Annotated in this window: 18 protein-coding genes; 12 read left to right on the forward strand and 6 right to left on the reverse strand. The window is 64.9% G+C overall.

Features of this window, described 5'->3' with window-relative positions; all coding sequences use genetic code 11:
* Nucleotides 1–46 precede the first annotated feature (46 nt).
* From MB84_RS19655 to MB84_RS19665, 3 genes are all read right to left on the reverse strand, one after another.
* Nucleotides 47–562 (reverse strand): CS1 type fimbrial major subunit, encoded by a 516-nt coding sequence (locus MB84_RS19655; protein WP_052652598.1) that lies wholly within the window; start codon nt 560–562, stop codon nt 47–49.
* A gap of 102 nt (nt 563–664) precedes the next feature.
* The gene (locus MB84_RS19660; RefSeq protein WP_084009882.1) at nt 665–1,510 is read right to left on the reverse strand and encodes a fimbrial protein TcfA; all 846 of its coding nucleotides are present in this window, start codon (nt 1,508–1,510) and stop codon (nt 665–667) included.
* A gap of 221 nt (nt 1,511–1,731) precedes the next feature.
* Entirely contained in the window at nt 1,732–2,220 is a 489-nt protein-coding gene (locus MB84_RS19665) for an aminoacyl-tRNA deacylase (protein WP_084010067.1), read from the reverse strand.
* Between the two features lie 111 nt (nt 2,221–2,331).
* Here MB84_RS19665 and MB84_RS19670 point away from each other — a divergent pair, with 111 nt between their 5' ends.
* Complete coding sequence (locus MB84_RS19670; protein ID WP_046292985.1) at nt 2,332–3,960, forward strand: class I adenylate-forming enzyme family protein; 1,629 nt, start codon at nt 2,332–2,334, stop codon at nt 3,958–3,960.
* A 24-nt stretch (nt 3,961–3,984) separates the two neighbouring features.
* Here MB84_RS19670 and xerD read toward each other — a convergent pair whose 3' ends face one another.
* Entirely contained in the window at nt 3,985–4,953 is a 969-nt protein-coding gene (xerD, locus tag MB84_RS19675; RefSeq protein WP_046292986.1) for a site-specific tyrosine recombinase XerD, read from the reverse strand.
* Between the two features lie 32 nt (nt 4,954–4,985).
* On the reverse strand, nt 4,986–6,131 hold the full coding sequence (queG, locus tag MB84_RS19680) for a tRNA epoxyqueuosine(34) reductase QueG (RefSeq protein ID WP_245725578.1): 1,146 nt from the start codon (nt 6,129–6,131) through the stop codon (nt 4,986–4,988).
* A gap of 167 nt (nt 6,132–6,298) precedes the next feature.
* Here queG and tsaE point away from each other — a divergent pair, with 167 nt between their 5' ends.
* Together tsaE and MB84_RS19690 are read left to right on the forward strand one after the other, a co-directional pair.
* Complete coding sequence (tsaE, locus tag MB84_RS19685) at nt 6,299–6,832, forward strand: tRNA (adenosine(37)-N6)-threonylcarbamoyltransferase complex ATPase subunit type 1 TsaE (protein ID WP_157122793.1); 534 nt, start codon at nt 6,299–6,301, stop codon at nt 6,830–6,832.
* A complete protein-coding gene (locus MB84_RS19690; RefSeq protein ID WP_157122794.1) occupies nt 6,814–8,289 on the forward strand; it encodes an N-acetylmuramoyl-L-alanine amidase in 1,476 nt (491 codons plus the stop codon). The genes tsaE and MB84_RS19690 overlap by 19 nt, the downstream gene beginning before the upstream one ends.
* A 125-nt stretch (nt 8,290–8,414) precedes the next feature.
* Here the strand turns inward: MB84_RS19690 and MB84_RS19695 are convergent, their stop codons facing one another.
* Nucleotides 8,415–9,086, reverse strand: a complete 672-nt coding sequence (locus MB84_RS19695; RefSeq protein ID WP_046292988.1) for a VTT domain-containing protein — start codon at nt 9,084–9,086, stop codon at nt 8,415–8,417.
* A gap of 216 nt (nt 9,087–9,302) precedes the next feature.
* Between MB84_RS19695 and mutL the strand changes: the two genes are divergently transcribed.
* The 9 genes from mutL to MB84_RS19740 all read left to right on the forward strand — a co-directional run bounded on the left by mutL (nt 9,303) and on the right by MB84_RS19740 (nt 20,245).
* On the forward strand, nt 9,303–11,402 hold the full coding sequence (gene mutL / locus MB84_RS19700) for a DNA mismatch repair endonuclease MutL (protein ID WP_084009884.1): 2,100 nt from the start codon (nt 9,303–9,305) through the stop codon (nt 11,400–11,402).
* A gap of 7 nt (nt 11,403–11,409) precedes the next feature.
* A complete protein-coding gene (gene miaA, locus MB84_RS19705; RefSeq protein WP_046292990.1) occupies nt 11,410–12,351 on the forward strand; it encodes a tRNA (adenosine(37)-N6)-dimethylallyltransferase MiaA in 942 nt (313 codons plus the stop codon).
* Nucleotides 12,352–12,555: 204 nt separating this feature from the next.
* Entirely contained in the window at nt 12,556–13,449 is an 894-nt protein-coding gene (locus MB84_RS19710; protein WP_046292991.1) for an ABC transporter permease, read from the forward strand.
* A 1-nt stretch (nt 13,450) separates the two neighbouring features.
* The gene (locus MB84_RS19715; protein WP_046292992.1) at nt 13,451–14,503 is read left to right on the forward strand and encodes an ABC transporter ATP-binding protein; all 1,053 of its coding nucleotides are present in this window, start codon (nt 13,451–13,453) and stop codon (nt 14,501–14,503) included.
* A 103-nt stretch (nt 14,504–14,606) separates the two neighbouring features.
* Nucleotides 14,607–15,671: an extracellular solute-binding protein gene (locus MB84_RS19720; protein WP_046292993.1), complete on the forward strand. Its 1,065-nt coding sequence runs from the start codon at nt 14,607–14,609 to the stop codon at nt 15,669–15,671.
* 35 nt (nt 15,672–15,706) lie between these two features.
* Nucleotides 15,707–16,618, forward strand: a complete 912-nt coding sequence (locus tag MB84_RS19725) for an ABC transporter permease (RefSeq protein ID WP_245725419.1) — start codon at nt 15,707–15,709, stop codon at nt 16,616–16,618.
* Between the two features lie 94 nt (nt 16,619–16,712).
* Nucleotides 16,713–17,909: a M24 family metallopeptidase gene (locus MB84_RS19730; RefSeq protein WP_046292994.1), complete on the forward strand. Its 1,197-nt coding sequence runs from the start codon at nt 16,713–16,715 to the stop codon at nt 17,907–17,909.
* Between the two features lie 62 nt (nt 17,910–17,971).
* The gene (locus MB84_RS19735) at nt 17,972–19,213 is read left to right on the forward strand and encodes a metal-dependent hydrolase family protein (protein ID WP_046292995.1); all 1,242 of its coding nucleotides are present in this window, start codon (nt 17,972–17,974) and stop codon (nt 19,211–19,213) included.
* Between the two features lie 117 nt (nt 19,214–19,330).
* Nucleotides 19,331–20,245 carry a LysR substrate-binding domain-containing protein gene (locus MB84_RS19740; RefSeq protein ID WP_046292996.1) on the forward strand — a complete coding sequence of 305 codons (915 nt, stop codon included), beginning with the start codon at nt 19,331–19,333 and terminating at the stop codon, nt 20,243–20,245.
* Nucleotides 20,246–20,256: the final 11 nt, after the last annotated feature.

The raw sequence follows: 20,256 nt of genomic DNA on the forward strand, positions 1-20,256 counted from the left end.
CACGCACGTCGGCGTGTCTGCGTCCGTCTACTTATCGGCCGTTGTCTTAGGTACCGGCGGCAGCCGACGCCAGGATCACCATATCAAGACGGCCGACGTACCGACCGGCGACGGGCGCATCCGTCCCCGGCGCGCGCCCCGCGACCGTCAGCGCCAGCGTGCGCGACTCGCCCCCCCCACTCCCCGACCAGACATCGCTGGCGTTGAACGTGGTCGCAGCGGTCGTGATCGTCCGACCATCCAGTTGCACCGTCAGCGGAATGGCTGCGACAGTGCTATTGGTCGCATGAACGAGCGACGAGGCGGTACCGAGTCGCACCTGGATATTCTGGGTCGCATCGTTGGTAAAGAGACGCGTCTGGATCGTCGGCGCCGCTATGTCACGCGTCGCCGCGTTGTAGCTGAGGTCGAGATTCTGCGGCATGGGGCTGCCATTCGCCTGAAGCACCGACAGCGTCGGATCGATGTTTGCGCTCAGGTCGATGACGACTTCCGCCGCGTGAGCGGCGGCCATCGGAACGACCAGCGTCATCACGGCAGCGAATTGCTTGAACGTCTTCATATTTGAAATTCCTTGATCTGCTTGATGCGGGGTGGATGTCCCCGGTTCGGCCCGATAGGCCGACCGGATGAAAATGAGGCTCTGCGGCCTCATCGAATCGGGCTACGGCGCTCGGGGCAAATCCATGACCTGTTCGCTCGTCACGCCATCGACGCGATATCGGATACGCACCTGCGCGTCGCGCAGTGCGTCGGGAATCGGGTGGGTCATGCCGGGATAGACACTGCGGCCGACGTCATGCCACTGACAGGTGTTCTCGGCCGCGCCAGTGCATCGGCCCATCGCCAGCACATGGGCGCGGACATTGCCGGTGTTCCTGAGGCCGGTGTTGTCTTCAGTCGCGGCAAGGCCGGGAACGCGTTTCGCCGGTTCGACGCGGACCAGCGCGCCCCACACGAAATTCACGTTCACGTCGTGCTCGAACTCGCCCGGCGCGGGTGTCGCCGGGGCGTCGTCCGGTGCTGTCGCGGGGCGGAAATAGACGCGGTAGGCAGCTTCCACCGAAGGTCGCCCCAGCGCAACCACACGCACCAGCCGGGTCGCGCCTGCGGCAAGGACAAATTTCGCCGGGGAAGCGACCAGCCCGTCGCCCTGCTCGATATTCACGGCGACTTCATGCTCGGTCAGTGTCGCGGGCTCGACAATGCGCCTGACCGACACATCGACGTATTGCGCTTGCGTCGATTGCGACGTAATCCGGATAACGCCGACCTGCTGCTGACCGCTGGCAATCACGCTCGCAATGGGCGAGACGGTGACGTTGGCGATCGCCGTCGTCGGCATCGTCGTCAGCATGGTGACGGCCGCTATTGCCGATAGCGCCGATAGCGGCGACACCAGCGCCGTGCCCGCTATTGTTCCTGTCGTTCGCCCGACTCGTCGAGTTCCCGCCATCCGGACCCGCTTCACGAAATCCGTCGCGCGGCGAATCGCGTCATCTATTTCCATTCCCTGCACTCGTGGTCATGTTGACGGCAACGCTACGCTGACTCACGTAGCCGCTCTTGCCGAACCGAAGACCCCATCTTAGAAACGAGCGCAGGCGAGCGAAATCTGACAAGTCAGATTTCGCTCAGTGGCGTTGAAATGGCTGAATCCGTAAAGACGTTCCAGGCACATCGAGGTATGCGCAATGACTGCCGATGGCAGTCACACGATCAGGCGGGCATTCAGTCGGCGAGCGCGACGTTGACGAGCGTGGGGGCAAGCACCCGCACGATCTCCGACGGGGACATCGAGACCAGGTAGCCGCGACGTCCACCGTTGATGTATATCTCGGGCAGTTCGAGAATCGACGCCTCCATGTAGATCGGCATGCGCTTGCGTGTGCCGAACGGGCTCGTCCCCCCGACCAGAAAGCCCGAATGACGGTTAGCGACTTCCGGTTTGCATGTCTCGATTCGCTTGCGTCCCGCCTGACGCGCCAGCGACTTGGTCGACACCTGACGGTCGCCATGCATCAGCACGATAAGCGGATTGGCGTCCTCGTCCTCCATCACCAACGTCTTGATCACGACATGCTCCGGCACTTGCAACGCCTGCGACGAGACACGCGTGCCGCCATGCGCTTCATAGTCGTAGAAGTGACTTTGGAACGCGACCTTGGCTTCGCGCAGCTGTTTGGTCGCCGGGGTCTCGGCGGTTGCCCTGGATTTCATATCTTGAGAATGCAGTCGGAAACGGTGGCCCTTCGAGGCCGTGCAGGGTGAATTTGGGTTCGCAATATACGGATTGTAAGCAATCGCTTCATCGGGCATTACAATGCCGCCATGCCTGCCTCACATTTATCGCCCCAGCTTCCGTTGCCGACCGACGCCGGCGCGGCGTCCCCGGCAGCGTCATTGAGCGCGTTCCTCGCCGACTTGCCCGCCCGCATCGATAGCCTGCCAGCGCGCATCGCCACGCAAACGCCGTCGCGCATCGCACTGATCGACGACTTCGGCCGAATGACGTACGGTGAACTGACGCATGCCGTGAGCATGTGTGCAACGCGCTTGCGCGAGCATGGCGTCAGAGGGGGCGACCGCGTGATGCTCGTCGGCGAGAACGGCATCGCGTATGTGGTGCTGCTGCTCGCCGTAGCGTCGCTCGACGCATGGCCGCTGCTCTGCAACGCCCGCCTCTCTGCCGCCGAGTTACGGGTAATTCGCGAGCACGCGCAACCACGCTGTGCCGTCTACGCCATAGACGCCTCTCCGGACGCTGCCGCACACGCGCGCACCGATGCCGCCAAGGTCGCCTGGACCGAACTGGCGCTGGGCGCGCTGGCGGTGTCCGACGTCGATCCCGCGAGCGTGGCCGAGCCGGTGCAAAGCGACCCGTCCGAACAGTGCGCGGCGCTGATTTACACGACGGGCACGACCGGCGCGCCCAAGGGCGTGCGGCTGTCGCATCGCAATCTGATGTTCATTGCGGCCGTGTCGAGCACGTTGCGACGGGTCGGTGCGGACGACATCGCCTATGGCGTGCTGCCGATCTCGCACGTCTACGGATTGACATCCGTGTGTCTCGGGACGTTGTACGCGGGCGGCACGTTGCGCCTCGCCGCGCGCTTCACCCCCGAGGCGGCGCTGGACTCACTCGCGCACGACGGACTGACGATTCTGCAAGGCGTGCCCGCCATGCATGCGCGCCTGATGGCGTATGTGACGTCGCAGGGCGCCCCGCCTGGTGCGACGCTCGTTGCCCCGCGTCTGCGCTTCGTCTACTCCGGCGGGTCACCGCTCGACGCTGCGCTCAAGGCGCGTGTCGAAGCGTTCTACGGCCTGCCCATCCACAACGGCTATGGACTGACCGAGAGCAGCCCGACCGTCTCCCAGACCTTGCTCGACGCACCCCGCGAAGACTGCTCCGTCGGCCACGTCATTCCGGGCGTCGCGGTGCGGATCGTGGGACTCGACGGCAAGGATGTGATCGAGGGCGAGGTCGGCGAATTGTGGGTGCGCGGACCGAACGTCATGCTCGGTTACTACCGCGCGCCGGAACTGACGGCCGCGACCGTCACCGAAGACGGCTGGCTGCGCACCGGCGATCTCGCCCGGCGTGCCGCGGACGGCGCATTGTTTCTCGCCGGACGCGCGAAGGAACTCATCATCCATTCGGGCTTTAACGTTTATCCGATCGAAGTCGAGCAAGCGCTGGCGAGTCATCCTGACGTGCTTCAGGTCGCGGTGCTCGGGCGACCCGCCGATGCACACGACGCGGACGAGGGTAACGAGCAGGTCGTGGCGTTCGTGGAGGCGCGTCCGGGCCATGAGATCGACGTCGAAACGTTGGCGCAATGGGCCGCACAGCGACTCGCGCCATACAAGCGTCCCGCGCAGATTCGGGTACTGGACGCCCTGCCCGCCGCATCGACCGGCAAGGTGCTCAAGCACAAGCTCAGGGCAATGCTCTGACCTTGCGCGACGCGCTCGCGGCCGTCACCCGCGTGGGTGATGCTGAGCGTGCAGCGACTTGAGGCGTTCGCGCGCCACGTGCGTGTAGATCTGCGTAGTCGAGATGTCCGCGTGGCCGAGCAACAACTGCACCACGCGCAGATCGGCGCCGTGGTTGATCAGATGCGTCGCGAACGCATGCCGCAGCGTGTGCGGTGAGAGCGGCGCGCGAATGTCGGCTTGCAGCGCGTACCGCTTGATCAGATACCAGAATGCCTGACGCGTCATCCCCTCGCCACGCTGCGTCACGAACAGGGTGTCGCAGGCGCGACCCGCGAGCAACAACCCTCGACTCTGCGCCAGATATCGCGTGAGCCAACCGTTCGCCTCTTCGCCGAACGGCACCAGTCGCTCCTTCGCGCCCTTGCCGAAGATCCGCAGCACGCCTTCGTTAAGGCCCACTTCGATGGTCTTGAGCGCGACCAGTTCTGACACGCGCAGGCCACTCGCATACATCAGTTCCAGCATGGCGCGGTCGCGCAAGCCGAGCGGTTGTGTGAGATCCGGCGCGGCGAGCAGCGCCTCGACCTGCGCCTCCGACAAGGTCGACGGCAGACGCTGCGCCCGTTTGGCCGACGCAATCCGCAAACACGGGTCCTGCTGTACGAGGTGCTCGCGCAGCGCCCACTGATAGAAACGCTTGAAGACGGACAGACGCCGGTTCACGCTGCTCGCCAGACTCTCGCGACGCCACGCGAGATAGGCCGAGAGCGCCGCCTCATCCACGATGTCGAGGGACATTGCGGGCAGGGTGTGGTGCGGGGTGTCGTGCGGGGTCTCGTGCAATTTATCCGCGCCATTTGCTGCGTCCGGTGCCTTCGCTTCGTCCGCCAGCCACTGCGCGAACAGACGCAGATCGCGACGATAGGCGTCGAGCGTGTTGCGCGACAGGCCGTCTTCGAGCCAGATCGTGTCGCAGAACTGGTCGATGAGCGACGTGCTGCGCGTGAGCATCGGCTCGGAAACTTGCGTGCGCTCAGACAGGCTCAAACCGGAACTCCTTCCTGGGCAAGCGCCCACTCGACGTGTTCGCGCACCAGCGCGGAGGGATGATCGCGACGCGCAAGCAACGCATCGCGCATGGGAAGGCGGGCATCGGCATCGGGCGTCTCGCGCAGCGCATTGCCCAGGCCGACGGCGAGATTGCGCAGCCATCGCTCGTGACCGATGCGACGAATCGGACTGCCCGCGAGCCGGTCCATGAATTCCGTTTCGGTCCACGCGAACAGTTCGACGAGCGACGCGCTGTCGAGCTTGTTGCGAGGGGCGAAATCGGGCAGCGGCGACGGCTGCGCAAACTTGTTCCACGGACAGTAAAGCTGGCAGTCGTCGCACCCGTAAATACGGTTGCCCATCCGGGCACGCAGCGGCTCGGGGATTGCGCCCTTGTGTTCGATGGTCAGATACGACACGCACAAACGTGCATCGACGCGAAACGCTTCGGTGATCGCGCCCGTCGGGCAGACGTCGAGGCAGCGACGGCACTGGCCGCAGTGCTCGCCGCGGTCCATGCCGGTATTCGGGTGGACGCCGTCATGGCCGCTGCCGTCTTCATGCCCGTCGTGCCTATCGTCACTATCGTCACCATCGACCGGCAGTGGCACATCGACGAAGATTTCGCCGAGGAAGAACAGCGAGCCCGCGTCGCGCGAGAGCAATAACGTGTGTTTGCCGCGCCAGCCGAGCCCCGCCTTCTGCGCGAGTTCGACCTCCAGCACCGGCGCGGAATCAGTGAACGCGCGATAGCCGAACGGCCCGATGGCCTGCGTGATGCGATCCGCCAGTTGTTGCAGACGATTGCGCACCACCTTGTGATAGTCGCGTCCGCGGGCATAGATCGACACGACGGCTTCGCCCGGCATGTCGGCGCGCGCCATTTCGCGCTTGCGCCACTGCGCGAGATCGGTGTCGCTGGGGAGATAGTTCATTCGGGCGCTGATCACACGCACCGTGCCGGGCACCAGTTCAGCGGGCCGTGCGCGCTTCATCCCATGAGCCGCCATGTAGTCCATGTCGCCATGACAGCCGTCGTCGAGCCACTGTTGCAGACCGGCTTCGGCATGCGAGAGGTCGATGTCCGTGATGCCCACGTGAGCGAAGCCAAGCTCGCGCGCCCACACGCGGATTTGCATCGCAAGCGAGGCCAGACCCTGCTGATCGAGGGTCGAAGCGGCGGCCGACGGCGTCGCAATGTCGCGCGAGGGCGACACTTCCTGCGAATTCGGAGGTGCCGATGGCTCGACTTGTGCGGCGGTAGCGGGGAAAATCACGGAAGCTTTCATCGACTCCATTTTACGCAATGCCCGCCATGCCCGACTCCTCTGCGCCGCCGCCACTGGGCGAACGCATCTTCGCGCTGCCGGACGAAGCCGCCACCGAGGCCTTCGGCGCGGCGTTCGCACGCGCTGTCGTTGAGCGCATGGCGCATACCGACGCCGCGCATGCGGGCCTGCACGTGCAACTCTCGGGTGACCTCGGCGCGGGCAAAACCACCTTCGTACGCGCGCTGTTGCGCGCGCTGGGCCACGCCGGACGCGTCAAAAGCCCCACCTACGCGTTGTGTGAACCATACAACATCGACACACCACAAGGCGTGTTGCCGGTCTATCATTTCGATCTGTACCGCTTTGCCGATCCGGCCGAATGGCACGACACGGGCTTTCGCGAGCATTTTGCAGGCGACGCCCTGTGCCTGGTCGAGTGGCCGGAAAAAGCCGAAGGACTCCTTGGCACCCCTGATTTGCGCCTTTGGCTGGAACCAGTTGGCGACGCCCGCCGTCTCACGACGAGCGCCTACACGCCGGCCGGTCTTGCTTGCCTGAACTCATGCTGATCAAACGCTTCGCCCGTACCGACGACGCCTCATCGCCCAACGCCGGCCGCCGCCGCGCTTTGCGCGCAGGCGCTTCGACCCTGATTCTCGCCCTCACCGGCCCCCGCTTCGCGTTCGCCAACGCCATCGTGGCCGTGCGCGTCTGGCCTGCGAGGGACTACACACGTGTCACGCTGGAGACCGACAACCCGGTCAAATTCCAGCAGCAACTGATGGAAAGTCCGAACCGCTTCGTCATCGATCTCGACGAAGTCGATCTGAGTCCGGCGCTGCGCGACCTCGTCGCCAAGATCCAGCCGAACGATCCGCAGATCGCCCAGGTACGCGTGGGGCAGTTCAAACCCGGTGTCATGCGCATGGTCTTCGATCTGAAGGCGGGTGTGAAGCCGCAGTCGTTCACGCTGCCGCCGGTGGCGGGCTACAAGTACCGCACCGTGTTCGATCTGTACCCGGCCGTCGAGCCCGATCCGCTCATGGAGCTGCTCGCGCAAACCGCCAACAAGGCGCAGGCGCTTGCGCAGAATTCGCATCCGCCGCAGACCTCGGGCAATGCCAGCACCCCAAGCACCGAAGAGAGCGAAGCGTTCTTCCAGCGGTATGCGCAGCAAGGTCAGATGCCGCGTCCGGCACGCCCCGGCCCCACGCCCGCTACGCCTGCCACCCCGGACAAGACACCGCCGCTCGCTCAGCGCAACGACGACGACACCGACGATCTGCCACCGCCACCGCGCGCTCAGAAGACGGCGCGGCTGCTCACCATCGCCCTCGATCCCGGCCATGGCGGGGAAGACCCCGGGGCGATCGGCAGCAGCGGCACGTATGAAAAGGTCGTGGTCTTGCAGATTGCCAAACGGTTGCGCGACAAGATCAACGCGCAACCGAACATGCGCGCCATGATGACGCGCGACGCCGACTTCTTCGTGCCGCTCGGCGTGCGCGTGCAGAAAGCACGTCGTGTGGATGCCGATCTCTTCATGTCGATTCACGCCGATGCCTTCACGTCGCCCTCCGCCAACGGGGCTTCCGTGTTCGCGCTGTCGGAACGGGGCGCGACGAGCGCGACCGCCCGGCTGCTCGAGAAGACGCAGAACGCCTCGGATCTGATCGGGGGCGTCAACATCAAGACCAACGACCGGACGGTGGCGCACGCGCTGCTCGATATGTCGACCACGGCGCAGATCCGCGACAGCAAGGTGTTCGGCACCGCGTTGCTCGCCGAGATCGGCACCGTGGCCGATCGTCTGCACAGCAAGAACGTCGAACAGGCGTCGTTTGCTGTGCTCAAGGCACCGGATATTCCGTCGGTGCTGGTCGAGACGGCCTTCATCAGCAACCCCAAGGAAGAGCAGTATCTGAACGATCCGGCCTATCAGGAACGGCTCGCAAACGCGCTGCTCAAGGGGATCCGGACCTACTTCTCGAAGAATCCGCCCATCGCGAAGAACCGCACGGCCTGAGCACGCGAAGCCTCTGCGCCCCAACAAAAAATGGCGCGTCCGAAACCGGACGCGCCATTTTTTTACTGACTCGGATTGCTTCGGGGAGTGACGAACGTCCGCCGCTTCCTGGCAAATCGACTGGCTTACTTGCTCTGCCCTTGCGCCGTATTGCTACGGCGACCGCGCGTGAACAACTTCCACACTGCGCCGAGCGCGATGGGCACAACCGCAGCCGAGATACCGACCAGCACGATCACGTTCAGGTACTGCTTGACCAGCGGCAGGTTGCCAAACAGGTAGCCGCCCCCCACGAGCAGCACCACCCAGATCGCTGCCCCCAGCACGTTATAAAGCTGGAAGCGCGTCCACGGCATGGCCGAGACGCCGGCCACGAACGGGGCGAACGTGCGCACGACCGGCACGAAACGCGCCATCACGATAGTCTTGCCGCCGTGGTGTTCGTAGAAGTCGTGCGTCTTGCGCAGCGCGTCGCGATCGAGAAAACGCCAGTTCTTCTCGTATACGCGCGGCCCGATCTTCGAACCGATCCAGTAGTTGAGCGTGTTGCCCGTCACCGCAGCGATGAACAGCAGCACGCCGAGCAGCCACGGATCCATGGCCCCGGTGGCTGCGAAAGCGCCACCGATGAACAGCAGGGAATCGCCCGGCAGGAACGGGAACAGCACCAGCCCCGTTTCCACGAATACGATCATGAACAGGAACAGGTACACCCAATTTCCGTACTGATCGATAAACACCCCAAGATGTTTATCGATATGGAGCACCATCTCCAGCAATTGCACCAAAGTATCCAAGTCGATTCCTCAAGATAAAGGACGCCGGCCCGTCCCTGCGGGCGCGCGACGAGTCGCATCATACCAGCATCCCACAGTCGAATTAGTTGCCAATTAAAGACGGAAAAATGACAAAAAACGCACCGATGGGGCGCCCAGGGAGGCATTAAATCACGTGTCACACGGCGAAACGGCGCCCGGCCTATGTCTTTGAGAGCAGCCTTTATAATGGTTCCCATGTCTGCCACCCCGACCCCCGCCCCTGAAGCGCAAGACCCTGCCGCCAACGCGCCCGGCAGCGCTTCCTCCGACACCCCGGAACGCCGTCCCGGCCCAATGCCAGCGGGCCTCGCGCCCGCGCGCGCCATCCGCGTGCTGCCCGATCAGCTCATCAGCCAGATCGCCGCGGGCGAGGTGGTCGAGCGTCCGGCGTCAGTGGTCAAGGAACTGCTGGAGAACGCCCTCGACGCGGGGGCCCGTGCGCTCCAGGTCAAACTCGAAGAAGGCGGCGTGCGCCGCATCGCCATTACCGACGACGGCGGCGGCATGTCCGCCGAGCAACTCCCGCTGGCGCTGACCCGCCACGCGACGAGCAAGATTCGCACGCTAGACGAACTAGAGTCGGTGCTCACGCTCGGATTCCGGGGAGAAGCGCTGGCCTCCATCGCCTCGGTGGCGCAGCTCACGCTCTCCAGCCGTCAGATCGACGCGCCGCACGCAACCGCCATCGACGGCAACACCGGGGCCCTCACCCCGGCGGCCGGTCCGGTCGGCACGACAGTTGACGTTCGCGACCTTTACTTCAACACGCCCGCGCGCCGCAAATTCCTGAAGACCGAACAAACCGAGTTCGGTCATTGCATGGACGTGATCCGCCGCAGCGCCCTTGCGCGCCCGGACGTCGGTTTCTCCATCCTGCACAACAACCGCGCCGTGGAGCACTGGAACGCGTCGGACGCCGCCACGCGGGTCTCGCGCGTGCTGGGCAACGACTTCGCCGACGCCCACCTCGCGCTGGATGAAGGCGCGGCGGAATTGCGTCTGTCGGGCTTCGTCGGCCTGCCCACCGCCAGCCGTGGCCGCGCCGACCAGCAATTTTTCTTTGTGAACGGCCGTTTCGTGCGCGACAAACTGCTCACGCACGCCGTGCGCGCCGCCTATGAAGACGTGTTGCACGGCGATCGCTATCCGGCGTACGTGCTGTACTTCGAACTGCCGCCGCAGTTGGTGGACGTCAACGTTCACCCGTCGAAGATCGAAGTCCGGTTTCGCGATGCCCGCAGTGTCCACCAGTTCGTGTTCCACGCGGTGCAACGTGCGCTCGCGCGGGCGGCGGGCAGCGGTGGCGCGACGCACTCGGCACATCTGACCGAAGGTGGCGGTCTCGCCGCCGGTCCGGGTGCGGCAGGGGGATTGAACGGTCTCGGTGGTGGCGTGGGCGGTGGGTTCGGCGCACGTCCGGCGGGCGGCTTCGGCACGCCGGGCGGCAGCAGCTGGAACGCGCGCGCGCAGCAAGGCTCGCTGCCAGTGCCTCAGCCGATGTCCGTCTACGACAATCTTTTCGGACGCACAGCGCCGCCCGCAGCACGTCCGTACGGTCAGCCGGGCGTGACGGATGCACCGTCACCGGCTTACGGTAGCGCAGGTGGTTTGGGGACGACGGACGGCGCAGCACTCACTGGCGGCCTTGCCGACGCACTGTCGGCCTCCGGCGGCAACACCGTCGCCGACGCCGCAGCCGCCATGCAGCTCGAACAGCCGCTCGGCTTCGCCCTGGGCCAGTTGCACGGCATCTACATCCTCGCGCAAAACGCTTACGGCCTCGTGCTGGTGGACATGCACGCCGCGCACGAGCGCATTCTGTACGAGCGCTTCAAGCAGGCGCTGGTCGAGCGCAGCGTCCCCGTGCAGCCGCTGCTCATTCCGGTGACGTTCTTCGCCGACCCGGTGGAAATCGGCACGACAGAGGAGCATCAGGAGACGCTCACAGCCCTTGGCTTCGACCTCGCCGCCATGTCCCCGACGACGCTCGCCGTGCGCGCCATCCCTGCGCTGCTCGACGGTGCTGACGCGCAGGCGCTGGCCCGCGCGGTGCTCGCCGATCTGCGTCAGTACGGCGGCTCGCGCGTGCTCACCGAGCGTCAGCACGAGTTGCTGGGCACGCTCGCCTGTCACACGGCGGTGCGCGCAAACCGGCGTCTCACGCACGAGGAAATGAACGCGTTGCTTCGTCAGATGGAAGCGACCGAGCGTGCCGACCAGTGCAATCACGGACGTCCCACCTGGTACCAGCTCACGCTCGGCGACCTCGACAAATTGTTCATGCGCGGACGTTGAGCGGTTCATGAAGGCAAACACTCCGATCGTCTGCTTGCTGGGCCCGACGGCTTCCGGCAAGACCGCTGCCGCGCTGGCGCTCGCGCAGGACACCCCGCTGGAGATCATCAGCGTCGATTCCGCACTCGTCTATCGCGAGATGGATATCGGCACGGCCAAGCCGAGCGCCGACGAACTCGCCGCCGTGCCGCATCACCTGATCGACATCATCGATCCGCGTGATGCCTACTCGGCCGCGCAGTTCCGCGAAGACACGCTGCGCCTCGTCGACGAAATCACCGCACGCGGGCGTCGCCCGCTGCTTGTGGGCGGCACGATGCTGTACTACAAAGCGCTCACGCAAGGCCTCTCGCCATTGCCCTCGGCCGACGCCGATGTGCGTGCGAAACTCGATGAAGACGCCGCGCGCGAGGGATGGCCAGCGATGCATGCACGGCTCGCGAGCGTCGATCCGGTGACGGCCGCACGCCTCGCGCCGAACGACGCGCAGCGCGTTCAGCGTGCGTTGGAAATCTTCGCGTTGTCGGGCAAACCGATGTCACAGTGGCTTGCCGAACAAACGCCGGACACCGCGTCGCCGCATGCGTTCGTGCCGGTGGCGCTGGAGCCGGGCGACCGCTCGGTGTTACACGCGCGCATCGCTGAGCGTTTCCGGTCGATGCTCGCGGCGGGCTTCGTCGAAGAAGTCGAACGCTTGCGCGCGCGCGGCGACCTCGATCCGGGGCTGCCGTCGATGCGCTGCGTCGGCTACCGTCAGGTGTGGGAGTACCTCGACGGCGAGACCGACTACGACACCATGCGCGACAAGGGTGTCTTCGCCACGCGGCAGTTGTGCAAACGTCAGCTCACATGGTTGCGCTCCATGCCCGAGCGTCACATCGTCGACTGCACCGCCGCCGACGCACCGCAACGCGCCCTCGCGACCGTGCGCACGCTCTGGGGCGACTGACCGCCTCGGCCCAGACGCTTCGCTGGCCGTCGTCGCGAAGCGTATCTCTGTCCTGCGCAATCCCCCGCGTTCATCGCCCCTCCGCATCCGTTGAAACCCTGACAGCTTACCGGTTTGCATGTCGATTTTGATATGCTAATTTGCATATCAACGTTTCGAGCAATGCAAATTTGCATCGAATCCACGATACCGGGAAGGGTGCCAATGACGCAGACTTCGATGGAGCCGAGTGGGGTGACGGGCGATGTGCCGAGACTGCCGAGCTTACCGAGCGTACCGACAGGCAGCCCGAGGCGCGTGCCGCTGACCCAATGGGCGGTGCGTGCGGGGATCGCGCTGATCTACCTGTTCATGCTGAGCCCGCTGATCTTCGTCGTCTGGCTGAGCTTCTTCAAAGACGCGATCATCACGTTCCCGCCGAGCGGCTATACCGTGTCGTGGTACGTCAGCGCGTGGCGCAATGCGGCGTTTGCCAACGGGTTCCTGCTCTCCCTGCAACTCGCCGCGTGCGCGGCCATCGGCGGCGTCATCCTTGGCGTGGCCGCATCGCTCGCGCTCGCCCGCTACCGCTTCCCCGGGCGTCGCACGCTGGGCAACGTTCTGCTCTTGCCGCTCGTCGTGCCGGGCATCGTCGCAGGCATTGCCACCTATCTGTTCTATCTGCGTGCGGAGAACGCGCTCGACATGGACATCGTCGGCACGTTCGGCGGTCTCGTGATCGCCCACATCTGCCTGACCATTCCCTGGACGATGCGGCTCGTAGGCGCAAGCCTCGCGCAGATCGACGGCACCATCGAAGAAGCCGCGCGCAACCTCGGCGCGGGCCCGTGGCGCACGCTCTGGCGCGTGACCTTGCCGATGCTGCGCCCCGCCATCGTCGCGGCCGTGCTGTTCAGCTTCATCGTGTCGTTCGAGAACCTCGAACTCACGCTGCCGCTCGTGGGGCCGGGAAAGACCACGCTGCCCATCGCGATCATGCAATACCTCGAATTCAACCTCGATCCGACGATTGCCGCCGTGTCTGCGGCGCAGATCGTGCTGCTCGGCATCGTCATGCTGATCACCGATCGCTTCGTCAAACTCAGCCAGGTGATCTGACATGGCCAACGTTTCGCTTCGCTCGCTGCGCAAGCAGTACGGCAACGCCGCTGCCGTCGCCGACTTCTCCCTCGACATTGCCGAAGGTGAACTCGTGGCCTTCCTCGGCCCCAGCGGCTGCGGCAAGACCACCACGCTGCGCATGGTCGCGGGCTTCGTCGAGCCGACGGCCGGTGAAATCTGGATCGGCGGGAAGGAGGTGTCGCGTCTGCCGCCGCACCGTCGCAACACCGGCATGGTGTTTCAGCGCTACGCGCTGTTCCCGCACATGACGGTCGCCGAAAACGTGGCGTTCGGGCTGGAGATGCGACGTGTGTCCGCCGCAGACCGCGCCACTCGCATTCGCGAAGCGCTCGACATGGTGCGGCTCACGTCGCTCGCCGAGCGCTATCCGCGTCAGCTCTCGGGCGGTCAGCAGCAGCGTGTGGCCATCGCCCGCGCGCTCGCCATTCGCCCCGACGTCTTCCTGCTCGACGAACCGCTCTCGAACCTCGACGCGAAGCTGCGCACCGAAGTGCGCGAAGAAATCCGCGCGCTGCAACGCCGTCTTGGCCTTACCACGATCTTCGTCACGCACGATCAGGAAGAAGCGCTTGCGATTGCCGACCGTCTGGCGGTGATGCATGACGGCTGCGTGCAGCAGATCGGCACGGCCGACGCGCTGTACGAACGTCCGGCGAATCCCTTCGTCGCCAACTTCCTCGGCAAGATGAATTTCCTCGCCGGGCAGATGGACGCGGGCCAGTTCGTCACCGCCAAGGGCGAGCGCCTTGCGCTGGCGGGCGCGACACCCGACGCGAAGACGCTGGGCATCCGCCCCGAACGCCTGCGCCTGACCGACGCACCGGCGCAACACGAAACCGCTCTGCCCGTGACCGTCGATCAGACGATCTATCTCGGCTCGACGCTGGAGCTTCGGCTCAAGAGCCCGCAAGGCGAAATGCTCGTGGCACACGTGCCGAATACGGCGCGCGACGACGCCCGTCTTTACACGCCCGGCAGCGCGCTCAAGGCGTGCTTCGCGAGCGCCGACTGTCTGTTTTTCAACGCCTGATTTGCAACCCAAGCCATCACCTACGCACATTCCACGCACGTTCCACGCACGCTTCGATCCATGCCAAGGCCCCTTGACGGCCGACGTTTAGAAGGATGACGACATGACGCACGCCCTGAACCGCCGCACGTTCCTGAAGACCGCTTCCGGTCTGGTAATCGCCCCCGCGCTCGGACTCGATGCTCTCTCGGCGTATGCCGCCGACGCGTGTCCGAACGTGGTGGTCGGCACCTGGGGCGGCGACTATCTGAACCTGCTCGAACAGAACATCGGCAAGCCGATCATCGAAGCCGCAGGCGGCAAGGTGACGTACGACTCCGCCGATCAGGTTGGACGCATGACGAAGCTGCGCGCCGAGAAGGCATCGCGTCGCGGCTCGCTCGACGTGGCGTGTCTCGCCGACCTCGACATGTACGACATCAACCGCTCGGGGATCCTCGAGACCGTCGACGCGAAGCTCGTACCGAATCTGGCCAACACGCTCGAAGCGCTGCGCCGTCCGTACTCGATCCCGCACATCTTCAGCGCGATGGTGATCGTCTACAACCCGGAAAAGCTCGGCACGAAGCCCGATTCGTTCACCGCCGCACTCGATCCCAAGCTCAAGGGCAAAGTCGGTTTCTCCGACATTCTTTACAACTTCAACGTGGTGAGCAGTTCGCTCGCGGCCGGTCACAAAGACGGTGATATGGCCGGTGGCGTGCAGTTCCTGCGCGAGTTGCGCAAGACGCAGCAGCCCAAGGTCTATCCGTCGAACGAAGCGGTGGCCTCGGCGCTTAAGAGCGGCGACATCTGGTTCACGTGCATGTGGAAGGCGCGCGCGCTTCAGTGGAAGAAGGCGGGCGTGCCCATCGACTACGTGGTGCCGAAAGAAGGCGCGGTGCCGGTGACGTTCGAAGCCGCCGTGCCGAAGAACTCCCAGTCCAAGCCGTGCGGCTTCAACTACCTGGACGCGATGCTCGACCCGCGTGCGCAGATCGGTTTTGCCGAGACGATGGGCTACGCGCCGACCGTGAAGAACGCGAACCTGCCGCCGTCGTTGCAACAAAGCGTGGGCTTCACGAGCGCCGAACTCGACCGCATGGTGAAGCTCGACTATGCGCGCTTCACCGCCGACAAGCCCGCGTTGCTCGACTTCTGGAACAAGGAATTCAAGGTGGGGCTGTGAACGTCGCCGATACACCAGATACGCCAGACACAGCCATGACGTCGCCCCGCCCGTCCACCGACGCCTCCCGGGCCGCCACCGCACGCGCGGTGCGCGGCGCATTCACCGGCGGCTCGCTCGCGGCACCCGCCACGCTCGTCGTGCTGCTGGTCATCGTGCTGCCGGGCCTGCAACTGGTGCGTTACAGCTTCAACCGGTTCGACCCCGTCGACATGATGCAGGCGGCCCTCACCGGCGCGAACTACATCAAGTTCTTCACCGATCCTTACTACCTGTCGGTGTTGTGGACGACGATCAAGGTCGCGTCGCTGTGCACGGTGCTCGCGCTCGTCTTCGGCTTCCCCGTCGCCTATGTGCTTGCACGCACGCAAAGCCGTTTCAAGAGCCTGCTCGTCATGCTGCTGGTGTTTCCGTTGCTGGTGGGCAACGTGGTGCGTGCGGCCGGTTGGATGGTGATGCTTGGCAACGCTGGCTTCGTCAACTCGCTGCTCGTGTCGCTGGGTATCGTGCCGCAGCCGATTCGTCTGCTGTACACGCCGTTCGCGGTCGTTATCGGCACCACGGCGGTCGTGTTGCCCTACATGATTCTGACGTTGCAGAGCGTGCTCGAAGGCATGGACTTCTCCGTCGAAGAAGCCGCGCGCAATCTCGGCGCGACCTTCCGGCAGACGCTCACGCGCGTGATTCTCCCGATGGCCGCACCGGGTATCGCCGCAGGCACGATGCTCGTTTTCATTCTGTGCATGAACGCGTATGCCACCCCCGTGCTGCTCGGCGGCACCGGCATCACGATGATGACGCCTTCGATCTACGACCAGATCGCCAAGGCGAACAACTGGCCGTTCGGCGCCGTCCTGTCCATCGTGTCGATGGTCGTGACGTTCGCACTCGCCATCGCCTCTCACTGGGTCATTCACCGCCGTTACGCGAAGACGATGATGACCTGACTTCGCTCATGCGCGCCAGGCCAGCGCCACCGTGCCCCGCCCTGCGCGCATGTCTCTGACACTTCGCCTCTCGATTGCAGACAAGGATTTCCCCATGCCGACTCTCTCCGATGCCACACGTCAGTACCGTCGCACGCTGATGAACGATCTGATGGACCGTACGCGTGTCGACCCGCTCGTGTTCACCGCCGCCGACTTCTTCCAGTGGGCCACCAACTTTCACGTCGACGTGCAGACGTGGGAGCGCCCCATCGCCGTTTGCGTGCCGCGCAACGGCGAGCCGTTCGCCGTGATGAACGAACTGTCGACGCATCATCTGATGATGGCGCGCGAGCGTCATCACCTGTGGCTCGATCTGGCGCGCGTCACGCTCTACGCCGAGCATCCGCGCGTCACGCAACGTCAGCCGCTGCTTGCCGAGGTGCCCGCGCTCATCGCGGACACGCTGCGCGCCGCTGGGCTGGCCGCATCGCGTATCGGGGTCGACGCCGCAGGCGGTCCGCTCGCGCGTGCAGGCGCCATGCTGCCCGACGTGAAGTTCGTGCCGATGCTCGCGGACATGCGCGGCCTGCGCTGGGTGAAGCACGACGAAGAGATTGCGATCATGCGAGCGGCCGCCGAGTTGGCGGACTGGGTGCAGGACCGATATCGCGAGAACATTCGTCCCGGGCGTCTGGTGCAGGAACTCGACTACTCGATGGCCGCGTTGATGGTCACGGAAGGCGCAAAGCGCTTTCCCGGCGAGAACCTCGAAGTGATGCGCTGCTGGACGCTCTCCGGCCCCGCCTCTGCCTCGCCGCATGGCGATGGCGCGTCGTGCGGCGCGCGCATCAGCGAGGGCGACGGCATGGTGAATATCGTGATCCCGCGCCTGAACGGTCTCGTCATCGAAAACGAACGCACGTGGTTCTGCGGCAAACCATCGAGCGAGCAAGCACGCTTTTACGAAGTCGCGCGCGCGGCGAACGAAGCCGCAGTCGGGGCCGCGATCACCGGCAAACCCGTGTCCGGCATCGACGCCGCCGCGCAGGCCGTCATCGAGAAGGCCGGTTGCGGCGAGTACATCCGCCATCGCACCGGTCACGGCATGGGCATCATCGGCCACGAGTATCCGGACGACATGGCGTTCAACCATCGCCCACTGCTCGCGAACGAAGTGTATTCGGCCGAGCCTGGCATCTATGTCTACGGGCTGGGCGGCTTCCGTCTGGACGACTCGGTCGTGACCGGCGACACCCCGGTGATGCTCACGAACACACCACGCACGCTCGCGCACGCGACCATCGATTGAGAACGCAACGCGCACGCCGCCCCACGAGCGTCTGCGCAAAACAACATCCCGGAGGAGAAGTCATGGAGTCGATTCTGCTGTCGAACTGCGCGCTGCTGGACCCCGTCAAGGGCGAGCTTCGCGAAGATCACGCTGTGCTGATCGAGAACGGACGCATCAAGGAAGTCTCGGACAAGCCGATTCGGGCGACATCCGCACGCGAGATCGACGCACACGGCCGCACCGTCATGCCGGGTCTGATCGATCTGCACGTGCACGTGCACGCCACGCAGCTCAATCTATCGGCGCAGGCGCATCTGCCGAACGTACTCGTCACCCTCAAATCGGTGCCGATTCTGCAGGGCATGCTCAGACGCGGCTTCACCACAGTTCGCGATGCGGGCGGCGCCGGTCACGCCATCAAGCATGCCGTCGAGAGCGGGCTGGCCGAAGGCCCGCGTCTGTTCGTGTCGGGCCGCGCGATCAGTCAGACTGGCGGACACGGTGACGGACGCCCGCGCACCGACTACATCGGCACCGACGGCCCGTGCCCATGCTGCGTGCGCGTGGGCGCACTCTCGCGTGTCGCCGACGGCGTGGACGAAGTGCGCCGCGCCGTACGCGAAGAACTGCAAATGGGCGCGGACCAGATCAAAATCATGGCCTCGGGCGGTGTGGCGTCACCGACCGATCCCGTCGGTGCATGGGGCTATTCGGAAGACGAAATCCGCGCCATCGTCGCCGAGGCGCGCGCACGGGGCACCTATGTGCTCGCGCACGCGTACACGGCGGCGGCCATCGAACGTGCAGTGCGGTGCGGTGTGCGCACCATCGAACACGGCAATCTTGTCGATGCCCCGACCGCCCGCTTCATGGCGGAGCAAGGCGCGTATGCCGTGCCCACGCTGGTCACTTATGACGCGCTCGCCAACGAAGGCAAGTCGCTCGGCCTGCCCGACGACAGCGTCGCGAAGATTGCCGACGTTCATGCGGCCGGTCTGCGCTCGCTGGAGATCTTCCGGGACGCCGGTGTGAAGATGGGATACGGCTCGGACCTGCTCGGCGAGTCGCAGCGTCTGCAAAGCGACGAATTCCGTTTGCGCGCCGAAGTGCTGACGCCCGCGGAAATCCTGCGCAGTGCGACGGTCGTCGGCGCCGAAGTGCTCGGACAGTCGGGGCAACTGGGTGAGATCGTGCCCGGCGCACATGCCGATGTGCTGATCGTCGACGGCAATCCGCTCACGTCGCTCGACTGCCTGCTCGGGCAAGGGGAGCGAATTCCGATGGTGATGAAGGGCGGTAAAATCCACGCTTTCGCGCTGTAAGGCTGCGGCTGCACCGGGTGGAAAGGGGACGCGCGTCGGTAGTTCGCGCGTCGTCGCTCACGCCTGAGTCGGCGGCCCGACACGTCTGCCCACACGCCAATCTTCCGTGGAGAACCGATGGATTTCCGGCACATCGACGCCTTTCGTGCGCTGATGCTCACGCGCACGACCACCAAAGCGGCACAGGTGCTCGGCACGTCGCAGTCTGCGGTGAGCCGTCTCGTCGCCGATCTCGAACGCTCGACACGCCTGACACTGTTCGACCGTGCACGGGGCCGTCTTGAACCGACGGCGGAAGCGTTCGCCCTGTTCGAGGAAGTCGAGCGCCGTTATGCGGGTCTCGACAACATCCGCGAATTCGCGCTGAATCTGCGCAACCCCGACCGGGCCGTGATTCGTGTCGGGTCGGTCGTGTCGTTCGGTCTCGGCTTCTTCGCGCGCGTGATGGCCGGGTATCGTGCGCTGCATCCCAGTGTGCAGCTCGCGTTGACGACGGGCGCGTCGGATCTGATCCGCGATCAGGTCGTCACGCATCAGTTGGCGCTGGGGTTGGTGACCGACACCATCGACGTGGCCGCGACGGACGCCGTCTCCTTTGCCAAACTCGATGCGATCTGCGCGTTACCGGCAGGTCACGCGCTCGCGCGCAAGAAGGTGATTCGACTGGCCGATCTCAAGGGGCAGCCGATTCTCTCGTACGAGCCGACGGACATGATTCGCTGGGGCATGGATCAGCTGTTCGCCGACGGGCATCTGCATGAGCAGGTCGTCGCCACGGCGCGCTACTCGATCAACATCGGCACGATGGTCAAGGAGAACGTGGGGATCGGATTGCTGCACCCGGTGTCGGCTTACGACTTTCTCGATTCGGATCTCGTATTGCGACGCTTCGAGCCGTCGATGCCCTTTCACACCCTGCGCATTACGCCGCGCGCCGCCGCCCCGAGCGCGCAACTCGACGATCTCGTGCGAGTGATGGAAACGACGCTGGACGATGTGATGGCGGCGGTGCAAGCGCGGATGAAGCGGTAATGCTTCGCTGC

The sequence above is a fragment of the Pandoraea oxalativorans genome (assembly GCF_000972785.3).
Classification (GTDB): Bacteria; Pseudomonadota; Gammaproteobacteria; order Burkholderiales; family Burkholderiaceae; genus Pandoraea; species Pandoraea oxalativorans.